At 49.1% G+C, this 11,634-nt stretch carries 9 protein-coding genes; 2 read left to right on the top strand and 7 right to left on the bottom strand.

Going from position 1 to position 11,634, the window contains the following annotated elements:
• The first annotated feature begins 57 nt into the window (after positions 1-57).
• Complete coding sequence (locus tag SH449x_RS19590) at positions 58-375, top strand: cupin domain-containing protein (protein WP_482377770.1); 318 nt, start codon at positions 58-60, stop codon at positions 373-375.
• Positions 376-426: 51 nt separating this feature from the next.
• Here SH449x_RS19590 and SH449x_RS19595 read toward each other — a convergent pair whose 3' ends face one another.
• From SH449x_RS19595 to SH449x_RS19620, 6 genes are all read right to left on the bottom strand, one after another.
• The gene (locus tag SH449x_RS19595; RefSeq protein ID WP_482377771.1) at positions 427-2,973 is read right to left on the bottom strand and encodes a hypothetical protein; all 2,547 of its coding nucleotides are present in this window, start codon (positions 2,971-2,973) and stop codon (positions 427-429) included.
• 89 nt (positions 2,974-3,062) lie between these two features.
• Positions 3,063-4,145: a helix-turn-helix domain-containing protein gene (locus SH449x_RS19600; protein ID WP_482377772.1), complete on the bottom strand. Its 1,083-nt coding sequence runs from the start codon at positions 4,143-4,145 to the stop codon at positions 3,063-3,065.
• Between the two features lie 40 nt (positions 4,146-4,185).
• The gene (locus SH449x_RS19605; protein WP_482377773.1) at positions 4,186-4,521 is read right to left on the bottom strand and encodes a type II toxin-antitoxin system RelE/ParE family toxin; all 336 of its coding nucleotides are present in this window, start codon (positions 4,519-4,521) and stop codon (positions 4,186-4,188) included.
• Between the two features lie 470 nt (positions 4,522-4,991).
• Positions 4,992-5,999 (bottom strand): hypothetical protein, encoded by a 1,008-nt coding sequence (locus SH449x_RS19610; protein WP_482377774.1) that lies wholly within the window; start codon positions 5,997-5,999, stop codon positions 4,992-4,994.
• Positions 5,999-7,747 carry an AAA family ATPase gene (locus SH449x_RS19615; protein ID WP_482377775.1) on the bottom strand — a complete coding sequence of 583 codons (1,749 nt, stop codon included), beginning with the start codon at positions 7,745-7,747 and terminating at the stop codon, positions 5,999-6,001. Before SH449x_RS19615 ends, SH449x_RS19610 begins: the two co-directional genes overlap by 1 nt.
• 37 nt (positions 7,748-7,784) lie before the next feature.
• Entirely contained in the window at positions 7,785-9,110 is a 1,326-nt protein-coding gene (locus SH449x_RS19620; protein ID WP_482377776.1) for an ATP-dependent nuclease, read from the bottom strand.
• A 177-nt stretch (positions 9,111-9,287) separates the two neighbouring features.
• Here SH449x_RS19620 and SH449x_RS19625 point away from each other — a divergent pair, with 177 nt between their 5' ends.
• On the top strand, positions 9,288-10,922 hold the full coding sequence (locus SH449x_RS19625) for a hypothetical protein (protein WP_482376664.1): 1,635 nt from the start codon (positions 9,288-9,290) through the stop codon (positions 10,920-10,922).
• Here SH449x_RS19625 and SH449x_RS19630 read toward each other — a convergent pair.
• Entirely contained in the window at positions 10,905-11,618 is a 714-nt protein-coding gene (locus SH449x_RS19630; protein ID WP_482377777.1) for an AAA family ATPase, read from the bottom strand. The two genes, SH449x_RS19625 and SH449x_RS19630, sit on opposite strands and share 18 nt — an antisense overlap.
• Between the last annotated feature and the right edge of the window lie 16 nt (positions 11,619-11,634).

Here is an 11,634-nt window from a genome sequence, read left to right on the forward strand (position 1 = left end):
CACATGTTCCGAAGCGTGACAGACAATCGCTACAATGGATCAAAAGGACCAGGGCCAATGAATCATCCAAATTATGTCATCAAGCAACTCGCCGACGAACTCACTTTTCCAGAATCAGGAAAGCAGAGTGTCGTACTACTGGACAACTCTAAAACCAAAGCAATTCTATTCACTTTTGCCGCTGGTAGTGGGCTTGCCGAGCATTTAGCACCGTTTGACGCCACGATTCAAATCATATCAGGAGCGGCGGCTCTGACCGTTGGCAACGAGTCTTTTGAGGGAAAGCCTGGAACGTGGATTCAGATGGTCGCCAAGACACCCCACAGCATCAAAGCGGAATCGCCAGTGGTCATGCTACTGACTTTGGTGAAGTAGCATCACCTTTTTCCAGGTTGAGCCTTCTCGGCTTGGTTCGGACTGATGCCACTAGTTGCTGCTATCGGTTCGCCGAAAGTATCGATCTAGCGTCTCTCGCAGTGGCGTGCCTTCACTTGAACAAAGTTTCCATGCTAGCAGATAACCGAGCTTCTGCCGATTACTGAGCTTCCAGTTCAAAGGAATGGACTGATTTGCGTCCACGAAGGTAATCGTTTGCATGATGACCGGTGGTTCAATACCGGTCTTGCTGATACCATCATCTATCGTTCCCTTCGGCACAATGGTTTGCGAGGGAATCGAAGGGGCTTCAATGGAGGCTTCGAACTTGTTCAACATCTCTTCCCAGTTTTTACGAATGTCCTGTGCTGAAAGTCTACGTTTATCAAATGCGAGTTGTTCGACCGAATTTTGCTGCGAGGCCTGATCCCATGAGGATTTCATCGCCCGAGGAATGTGCTCAGTCTCAAGCTCGGCATCGCCATCTGGATCCTTAGACAGGGTGAGAAACAGAGCTGCTAAATCGGCTTCAAGATTGCCACGCTCGATTTGCGATGCGTTACGAACATTCATCATGGTCTCCCCAGGACCTGCCAACCAGCGGAGAGAGCCTAAAAATCCATCCGATTTACCGGGCTTGTTTATATCCTCGATGGCCGATGGTTCAATTCTGAGTAGCAAGATGCGATCAAACGAACGATTCGCTCTCCCCTCTGCGGCCCACCGTCTCAGAATAAACTCGATCCAATTCACAGCCGTGACGATCCCCTCGTTATCGACATATCCACCATCGCACAACGCAACGTGATTTCCAACGTCACTGGCATTGCTCGGCTTGGTGAAAGGAGAGATATAGGGAAACGTCGCCGATGTCCGCGCTGCGGTAGCTGGTAAAACATCAAAGGCCTGGTTGCGTGAGTCCAATAACTCGCGGTAATTCAGTGGTCTGGCTGTAAGCCCAACACTGGACGCCCTCCATGGGGTCGGAACCGTATCAAACAAAACCCGACGACCCGTCACAGCATCGGTCGAGTTAAACACCACAATGGGTACTGCGCCTGATATTGTGCGGTCTCCCCATTGCCCCATTGTCATCGATTGCACATCGGCAGGAAGTCTTGCTCCGAGACTATCCTCCAAGCGTTGTCCTCTACCCACGCCCCCCAACCCAACCAGACCGTAAAGATCATCTACGGTGGCACCGAAGGCAATGGATTCCAGTGCTGAGCGCGCTGACAATTCCAGCGCGGGACTTTGGCTTTTGAGGTCGCGATGAACTTGTTCGGTAGATGGTGATGCCGCACCGACAAGATATCGATCTAGAAGTTCGTTTTCGTATCGGGACCCAACGAACAGTAATGCCCCCACGCTGCCACCGGAGACCCCACTCACAATGCAAAGTGAGTCTCGGAATTCAACATATTCATCGGACAACTGGTCCAACACGCATGATGCCCAGGCTGCCGCGTGGATCCCACCCCCCGGACAAGTTACAATAACGAGGGTTTTGCCTTTTGGATTTTCATAGTGTGCCAACTGGTTCATACGGTTTTGAATGGCACTCCATGCGTCATCGTCCATGGACGCGGTTTCGCGAGCGATGAATTGACGACGTTCTTCGAGGCTACCATTGTTCTCAAGTAATTCCGTTTCACCTCGGCGAATTTCCTGAATTCGTTCGACATAGCGATTCAGGGATTTATCGGGAAAGGTGCTGAGTGATCGAGTAGAGCCTTGAAAGGAGAATAGGATCGTAAATACGAACGCAAGAAAGAAAAGTGGTGGTAATCGCCAACGATCGAGCCAGTTCGCTAGCCCCGCCAGAATCATGAAAAACAACCAGAGAAAAAGGACCAGCATGTAGGGGGCCGACGTGAGCCAGTACTCGTTTGTTTCTAGCCTGTGAGCGACTTGGTGATGAACCATCGCCAGCAGCACGAGATAGAACAAGAACTGAAGATCCGTATTCCCAAGTCGTATTTTTGCCATAGCGCGTTCGATCTCGCGAGAAAATCTGCTGACCAATGCAAAACCTCGGACCGAGTGCGCTTCGAAGGGAAACGTATTAGCGGAATCCGAATGGCTTCCGAATACCCAGCACTTGATCCGTCCGAGGATCCACAAGCCCGCGACTCCGACGATAATACTAAGGCTAACGGTGAGAAGTGATTTACAGACATGGCTGAATCGCTCACCTGCAAACTCACTTCCAAATTTCAAGGCAATGAACAAGGGAGCCAATGCGGCGATGGATGCAACAACGACCACTCGTATTCGTCCCCACGGTTTCTCATTGTCGCCGAAGAGTATTGAAGAGATTTTGCCACCGGGGTTTCGGAAAGCGAGAACACGTAGAATGGCAACCGCGAAGAAGAAAGCGACGACATTAGCGATGGTGAGGTAGGCAAGTTGCCAGTAACTATCGAGGAGTAAACCATTGACGACGAGTGATTCCATTTGAGGAATCACGCCAAGAATCGGCCATAGCAGCAGCGCTACAAACAGCATGAGCCCATAGCGTTTCTTAATCCATCGCTCTGGCCAGAGAACGTCTTGGGACGTGGACGCACTTGTTTCGGTTGTATTACAGTCTGACATAGTCTGGTTTGTACTCCTTTGGCATTGGTTGCCATAAGTAATAAACAGCGGGGTGAACTAATCGACAAACAAGCCGCGAGTGAATTCCATTAGGCCCACTGAAAAGTGGATTTCAACTGGTTCAGATGGCTAAATGAAATTGTTTGTTCGTATTGGAGTCTCCCGACAACCACACCTGGATCAATATCAATCTCTGTCGCAAACTGCTTAACCGCGTGTTCAGTTCGCAAGGTTTTCAGCCGACTGTCATACTGAGTTGGAATAAGAGTCCGTCTGGCAAAATCATTGGCGGCTTTCTCGCGAGGGTCATCGGAATAGCTCACATCCACATAGGCCTCTTTCTTGCTATCTAGCAGAATGTGCCCCGCTTCGTGAAAAAACGTGAACCAAAACAGGTCGCTCTTCCTGCCCCGCAAATTCATGGCAATCATGGCCTTGTGCGGCGTCAACCATTTCGTGGCGCCACTAACCTTAGCGCCTGGTATTTCTGGAATGAGACAGAGCGCAACGCCAGCACTTTTACAAAGCGATTGCATTTTGGGAACGAAGTCCCGAGGAGATGTTACAGTAAGACTGCGGATCTCCGCGACGGCTGATTGAAAGAGTGACTTGTCAAAGGGAGCGACCTCTACTTGTTCCGCCTCGATTTCCGCCATTTGTAGCCATGCGGCAAGTCGCCCGTCTAGGGTGGATACATGCTCGGATTTCCGAAAGGCAAACTGTTCGCGGCTCCATCCTTCATGCCAAGCTTTCACGGAAGCGACGCGAAAAAAAGTCAGTGTTCTTTCCAGCAATACGACCTTATCCCTACACTCTTCGATAAATCCACGTTCGATCAACGTCTTGGTGGGAATTTGCTTAAGCCATTCAATATCTTTCGCCAGTTGCTCGTGTGCCGCGTGCCTCGCTAATTGTTCTCGGTACTCTGCTTCGAGGTTGTTCCAGATTCGAGCTGGCACATTTGTAACGCGTTCCAGCAGCATGGCAGTTTGATGACTCAGTGGGGCCTTGCCCTGAATGATCTGATTCAGAGTTTTGGTTGCCAAACCGGTCCGGTCAGCAAGTTCCCGTTGGTCAATTCCAAGGCTTTCAATTGTTTCTCGCAGCGTTTCGCCCGGGGGAACGGCAAAATCGGGTTCGTAGGCAAACGTTTTCTTTTTCGCGCCAGTCATAAATTCACTTTTTGTGTTGACATCTGGTTTTCCGGTTAATTCAGTGGTAGTCCCCGACACCGTCGATGCAAATAGCCATTACCTCGGCCCAATTCAGACCACCATCTTTCCTTGTCGGAAGTGGATCGTGATTCGGATAAAACACCAAGCGATCGGGGTGCGCGAGATCGACCGCCAACTTGCGTTTCAAGTTCCCCGTCAATTCATGGCAACGGGCCCCTGGTAAATGCCGCATATCTTCGAGCGTTTCAGCGGCGGCTAGTTCGTTCAGTCGCTGCTTCAGCTTATCCGCGTTTGGCTTTCCCAGCTTTCCACGCAATTCCTTTTCCGAATTGCAAAGTTTGGCCAGTTTCTTCGTGCGAAAGCTAATATCCAAATCGACACCTCTTTCGAAATAGTTTACGCAACAGGTTAACAAAAAACAACACCATGTTTAGTTCAGCGAGTCTTGTCCAATCCACCTCACAGTCGCAACCATCCACCCCAAGTTTTCGTAAAATCGGTCATCTTCACCAGTTGATTGCGAACTTCGGCGGGCAAGCTAGTCGGTAGAGCATTGAAATACCAAGACGATCGATATAGCGAGCGGTCGGCAAGGCGCGGCATTCGCTAGCGGACAGTGTATTCTTCGATTTGACGCCGATGTCGTCGGGTACAAGTTGAAACGCAAAGAATGTCCGAGTCTTGCCGTTATGGAAAACCGTGTACTGCACTCCTGGGCCAGATTCGTTGATGACGATTACGGCTCCGCACTTTTCAGGCGGGGACTACAATCGAACAACTTGGCCTCGTTCAAATTCTGCGTTCTCTGACATGACTGCCTTTTTATTCCGTTCTCGTCGGTGTTCAACTGACCGCCTTGATTTGTATTGCTCTTGGTTTATTGAGTGCATTGTCATCCGCATACTTCATAAACCAATCAGTAAGGCGTTCTCTCCTGAGCAACTTCCATTCAGTAGGAGCCGCATTTGGTTCGTTGCCACGCGCCACGTGACTCATGCTGACACCCCACCGTGCAGCCTTTCTTTTTTGACCGCTAGACTCTCGCGTGTAATGCCCGGCCACTAGAATCCGGTCCAATAATTTCGGCCAAAAGTAGAGTTCAACGGTGCATATTCGGCACAGAAGAGGTTGAATTCTTCTGGTCATGTGGTTTGCGACGTTTTGCCTTCGAATAGCTCTTTCGTTGGTGTCGTTAACATCTGGATCTTCCGAATGCAGTTCGAAATGTATCGGGCCGAAAGCAGGATCGCGATTGAGTGCCATAGTAAGTAGTTGCAGTGCAAAGTCCTGTTCGTTTCCGAAACCGTACGGATTAACAATAGCCACCCACTGGGAATGAAGACACAGCTTTCGCAACAAATCGACCTGCTCCGCAATTACCATTTTCGGTGACGCATCAGAGTCGATTCCCCGCCAGAAACCGGCCTCTGTAACTTCGTCCAAGGAGCGAACGACCGTAAACTCATTCGCTGACGAGTTTTTTGTGCTAGGCACTGAGACAATTCTCTCAATTGGCTCAACTGAGCTCGCAGCAATCGCCTCGCGACACCATTGTGCGTCGTCGTCATGGGGCCATTCTCGGCAATCTGGGCGTAAAACTAGCATCCGCTGTATACCCGTCATTAGCTCGCGGCATGCCTTCTTTGCTCGATGGTCACTGATTTGGCCAACGTACGCTTCAATGTGTGATGACCACGAACCGCTGAAAAGGTCAGAAACCACGACGGGCCACGCAGAAGTTCTTGGGAACATCGCAGATCTCAATTCCCGTAGCTGATCTTGCCACGCGTCTTTGTCTTCGTGAGCATTCTCGTCGAATACAGAGGGTGTAAATGCAAACTCGGTAAGCATCAGGCATCCTCCCCCGTTGTGAATCTCTCGTAGAAATCGATATCGAAGAAGTCATCTGGCCATGGCTGAATGAATTCCCCTTTTACATCGACTTCGATTTGAAGAGCTTGAGAAGTACCTTCCGTTTGCTTCAAATAGTAGATCGCAATGTCATCAGTCCGTAGCGTCCTGTGAGGAGGTGCCTTGTCCTTTTCCGTTTCTCGGATGCGTCGCAATAAACGCAAAATCAAGTGCTCACTATGCGTCTCAATGATGACGCGATGTTTTTTCTTGTGAATTGATTCAATAAAGAGGTCGGCAACTTCGGCCTGTAGGCGAGGATGGATATGCAATTCTGGTTGCTCAATCGCCAAAAGTCGAGCTGCATCGTCCAATGCGGTAACGATCACCGGGACGACTTGGGAAATGCCGATACCAACTTCATGAGGATGCAACTCAATTCCAGCATCGCTGACGACAACGATACGTGACACTGTTTCCGTTTGTGACAGATCCAATGACCAGTCTGCTTCGACTTCGTCAAAAGCGCGGCCCGAAATCATCTTTCGGATCAAGGGATGGCTGTAGTCAAAGCTGGCGGAGTTTCGTCGTTGAATGGCACATCCAGATCGCAGCTTGTTTTCATCACCAAGCCAACTACCGACTTCCTCAACCAATTCGTCACTTGCTGCATTCAAGACATCCCAAGCACCCAAACCGGATGCCCATCGGGCCGGATCATGAAATCTTGGCGGTGCGTAGTTTCTGGGCGGAGTTTCACGCAGTGGCCCGAGGTACCGAAAATCTTTCAGGCATTCTCGGATAAGTTTGCATGGTCCAATAATGTATTGGCTTAATGCAATAACAATTTCTTGGGAGAGGTTTATGTGAAACGCATGTCGGAAATCATGTTCCGGGTCACCGTTTGGAGAAATTGCGGCAGGGGAAAAGAACAGTACGTCATCAAGGGGTGGCAATGCATCTTCAAGATCATCTAAATCAATTTGGTATTTCTGAAATGACAACAGGTCATCGCAGTTGTCGAGCAAAATTTGTAACAGCGAACTGTCATCGAGTGGCAGCTTCCCGCGCTCGAGGTAATGTTCACTAGCTCGCCGCAAACACTGGTGGTTCAAAGTAGACCCTTCTTTTTGAGATTCCGTGTCGCTGGTGGAGAAACGTGCTACCACACCGCGATTCTGTTCGTTTGCTTCAAGCACAATAAATGGTTCATCGTTGAAGAAAATCGTATTCTTCGAAACAAAGGGGCGGTTGAGCGTTTTGCTCCAGCCAATTTCCAATTCCACGGAAGTCGACTTTATGTCCGTGAAAAGGGAAGCAAAACGAAAGTCCGACAACCAAGTGATGTCTTCAAATGAGCTCTGAAGGTCATCGCGGTATCGCCCAATGTCAGCAAGCGTGCGCGCGATTAGTCCGTCAATATCCGGGTAGAACGATTTGAGATCATGCTCAGTGATTTGTACGTCGATTCGCAAGCAAATTAGTGTGTCTGGGTTAAAGCAACTCTCATCTTCATCGCGATGCACAAGGCGTTTGTAACCTCCAAGATCGATGTACTTGCCGCCTGCAATCGTTTCGTCAGCATCGAGATTGTGCCGTTCGAAAACTTCACGACCGTAATGAAGAGCATGAAGAATCGTGCTTTTCCCCGCACTGTTTGCACCAAAGAGCAGTGTAATGGGCCGAAATTCGAGCTTCACTGGATCTCGAATGCCTTTGAAATTTTGAATCGTTATGCCGGTAATCATGATCGTACGGTTTTGTTTGATCTTATCTGTTGTTGCACTACTTGAGCAGGCTGTTGAGTCGCGTGAATGCTTGCTCAAACCGGTCCAGAGTAGCTGTTGGTATTGCCTTCTTTAAACTCGATAAGTGTTCGTGAAAGTAGCGGGCTGGGCGATAGTGATTGAATGGATGGCCATTTTTCGTGGGGTTGGTATCAAAGAACTCGTTCAATCGAACAACGATTCGTGGATGTTTACTCGTCAACCCTTTTAAGGTCGGATTCTTACTCAGATTGGCCCCATACTCTCCCGTAACGAGCTTAAGATAGAAACTAACATCGAACATGTCTTCCACATCGGCCTCTTCCGTGCCCGTGAAGTCGGCAAACGTCAGGACGTGGCTTCTTTCAAGTAACCTCCGCGTAAACAATGCTTCAATTCGTTGCTGATCCTTCTTCTGAAAATCAATCAGCGTTGCGATTTTCAGACCTTCTTGAGATCCAAGCAAAGCTGCGAAGGTCGGCACCTTCTCCGCTCCGCCAACAGGCGTGATGGTCCAGCGATCATCTAAAGACGTCCGGTTTTGCTCATCAAGCAAACTACTGATCGCCTGCAAGTAGAGCAAGTCTGAAACACCTTCAACGATCAAGCAGTTCGGTCCAACAAAAAGAGATTGAGCAATGTCATATCCCAACGCACCTTGCAAGGGAAACAAACTGCTTTCACCCGCTTCAAGAACATCTTTGAATACTTTTGTACCGGCGCGTCCTAGAGGGAGCGGGCTCGTTGCATCGATGCTTCGATCTTCAACGATTCGGATTCGATCAAACGCTTTGGCATCGATCATGAAAGGTGAATGAGTCGTGTAGAGAACCTGATGATGATCCTTGAGCTCAGCCTCGATATAGGCCAACAAATCGCCTTGTGCTTTCGCATGAAGAAACAATCCAGGTTCGTCCAGCAGGAGAATCAACGGTTCCTTTTGTTTCTTCTGAGCCCCAAACCATGCAAGGAAAGAGAAGAACCAAAGAAAACCCTTTGACCGACTACCAAGCTGGGTACTTACGCGATGCACTGTGTCATCAACACGTCCCCATAAGTTCGTGCCGGATCGCATTTCGAGAGGATCGCCCGGACGAGCGGCCCGCACGTCGAACTTGACCTGAAGATGCTTATTTTGCGACCAGAACTTAAGAATTTTTTTTGAGAGCGAATTAGAGGCCCCTTCCAGTTTGGCAATCAATTCTTCTGTACGTTCTGGATTTAAGAGTTCGTCGAGATTCAGTCTCGCAAGATCGATCAAACCCAACATGGGTCGATCAGAATCGTGCAAGTTGTTTTCTTTCTCACGTTGCTTCAGAGTTTCTATGTTGACGTGTCCTACCATTTGATAGTATTCGTCGAAATAGAGAAATTTAGGCCAAAATGGTTTTACACATGTTTTCCAAGCGTGCAGCATCAAACGGGTGCATTCCCATTCTGCGTAAGCATTTGCTAGCAAATCACAGTGGTTTTTGCCTTAGCAGTTTGTCGGTATCCTCATAGTTTTAGAACTTATGATCGCATGGAGGCGAATGCAATGGGGACATCGCGAATGGGTAGCAAAGACGGCGAACTTATTGAGTCAGTTGGGCAAATGGTTGGAAAGTTTACCGGCCAACTGTATTCGAAGTTGGGAGGATGGGAGAACCAGTTGATGCAGTCCCCTGACTCCTTGGAAGCTGTTGAGCGAGAGATCCAAGAAGCTTTCTTGTACGGCGCTGGCATGGTGACCTCTGGTCTAATAGCTGTCGTCCTCCTATCAAAAGATCTGGAACGAAAGAGCGAAGAGACAAGGCGAGGGTTCGACTATCCTTTAGCACGAGGACGCAATCGGAACATTCGAATTCGGCTGCTCGGTGGTTTCTTCATGTGGATCAGTTCGTTGTATTGTGAACCCAAAAAGGGAGTCTTCCGAAGGACTAACCCAGAAGTGTCTGGTCTTTATATCGAGTTGGCACAGTTTGGATTCGGTAAAGGTGTTACGCCAGCGGTTCAGAGCACCGTAGCCCGACAAGCCGCTTTAAGCCCTTCCTTTAAGTTCGCAGTCAACGAACTTGCTAGAAATGGTTTGAAACTGGATACCAAAACGGTTCGTCGAATTACCAATCAATGCGGAGAAAACTTGCTTCAATTGCGAAAGCAACGAATCCTTGACTGGCGAATGGGCAAAATGACTCGGGGGGATTCTTTGGCTGGAAAGCGAGTGAGCGTTCAAATCGATGGGGGGCGAACACGTCTGCGTGAAGCGTTGAAGAATGCGGTACGCATTCAGGATAACCCCGACTCTGATGGATTATTGCAGCAAGACGCAGCAGCCAGATCCAAGCCCGTTTCGAAGTCAAGTTATGCTCCACAGTGGCGAGAACCGAAGCTTTGTACGATCTTTGTCCATGACGAAAACGGTCGTATGGAGAAACACTCGCAAGCAACGATCGACGGAACGTTTGAGGGTCCCGATGCGATAGCTGAGCTTGTTGCGATGCACCTTCATCGCATGGGGGCCGCCCAGGCACTGAGCATTACATTCGTTTCCGATGGCGCAACGTGGATTTGGGAGCGGATTGATGCGATCGTATCCAAAGCAGGTATCCCGGCAGAAGTGAAGATTCACCAAGTGCTTGACTGTTGTCATGGAGTTCACCACATTTCTCTTGCGCTGGCTTGTCTTGGGCTTAATGAAGCGGAACGCATGCCACTATACCGAGTGATGCGCACGATGCTTCGCAATGGGCAATGGCAGCAGGTAGTCGATGACCTGAGCGATTTGGCGGAAGACAAAAAGTGGCCATCATCGATCGCGACGGAGATCGAATACCTTCGAAAGCATGGCGAAGCGGGCCGATTAAGTTATGTTTACTTTCGCAAGATTGGAATTCCCCTAGGCAGTGGCTCGATTGAGAGCAGTATTCGCCGGGTTGTCAATAATCGGATGAAGGGTAACGGAATGTTCTGGCGAGCCGACAATGCGGAAACGATGCTTCAGCTTCGATGCCAAGTGACAAGCGAACGTTGGGATGAGAGTGTTGCTGCAATGCGAAATATGAATCGGAAAACCAACCATCACGACTGGCGATGGATACCAAATCCAATGAATTTAAAAGTTGAAGCGAACAAGCAAGATGATCCAAAAATCAAGAAATCACAGGGAAAAATGTGACGCAAATTGGGAATGCACCCGCATCAAACCCCGCTCAGATTCGATCTCTTCCAGAAAGACTCGCAACTTTTTCGCCGCGTCGGACTCAGCGAGTAGGTCAGCAGCATGAATCGCCCTAGCTCTGTCGTCAGCGTCCTCAATCGCGTTCGCTTGGGTCGTGGTTCGTTGATGATTCTGGTATCTCTGTTCGCCGTCCTCCTCAAGAAACTCCGTGAGTGACGCGATAGACTTGCATTCTCCAACATCCGTTACGACGTCGTTTGGAATTTTGAAAAGCTTAAGTAGACCTTTGACTGCGGCCACTTCATCAAGATTCAGCGATACATGAAGCTTGTTGTCATACCCTTTTGAGAGGGTTATTGATCGTCCTTTGAGAACGCCGGAACCATATTTAGCTTCCAGTTTCTTGGCCTCCTCATCACCGAGATCGTAAGTGGCCTTCACGACAATTGCATGGTCTTCTCCGTCGTCCTCTACCGAACTACGGTATTCTTCCACGTCGGTGCGTGGATACTCGTCGGTAATGTCAAATGACCCATGCTCTGGAACTACCGGATTCAGTTTGTAAAGTGCTTGAAGCAAGGCCGTCTTGCCGGATTCATTCTTTCCGACGAGACAGGTAACATCACTTACTTCGAATTCACCAGAATCACGAATGGATCGGAATTCCTTGATCTCGACCTTTTTCAGTTTCATGTTGATTTCCTTCTTG

This window comes from Brakhagea baltica, assembly GCF_052161605.1.
Lineage (GTDB): Bacteria > Planctomycetota > Planctomycetia > Pirellulales > Pirellulaceae > JBKCUI01.

Bases quoted from the DNA above. Each gene is read 5' to 3' on its own strand.
- SH449x_RS19590 (WP_482377770.1), top strand. From the start codon at position 58: ATGAATCATCCAAATTATGTCATCAAGCAACTCGCCGACGAACTCACT.
- SH449x_RS19595 (WP_482377771.1), bottom strand. From the start codon at position 2,973: ATGTCAGACTGTAATACAACCGAAACAAGTGCGTCCACGTCCCAAGAC.
- SH449x_RS19600 (WP_482377772.1), bottom strand. From the start codon at position 4,145: ATGACTGGCGCGAAAAAGAAAACGTTTGCCTACGAACCCGATTTTGCC.
- SH449x_RS19610 (WP_482377774.1), bottom strand. From the start codon at position 5,999: ATGCTTACCGAGTTTGCATTTACACCCTCTGTATTCGACGAGAATGCT.
- SH449x_RS19615 (WP_482377775.1), bottom strand. From the start codon at position 7,747: ATGATTACCGGCATAACGATTCAAAATTTCAAAGGCATTCGAGATCCA.
- SH449x_RS19620 (WP_482377776.1), bottom strand. From the start codon at position 9,110: ATGGTAGGACACGTCAACATAGAAACTCTGAAGCAACGTGAGAAAGAA.
- SH449x_RS19625 (WP_482376664.1), top strand. From the start codon at position 9,288: ATGGAGGCGAATGCAATGGGGACATCGCGAATGGGTAGCAAAGACGGC.
- SH449x_RS19630 (WP_482377777.1), bottom strand. From the start codon at position 11,618: ATGAAACTGAAAAAGGTCGAGATCAAGGAATTCCGATCCATTCGTGAT.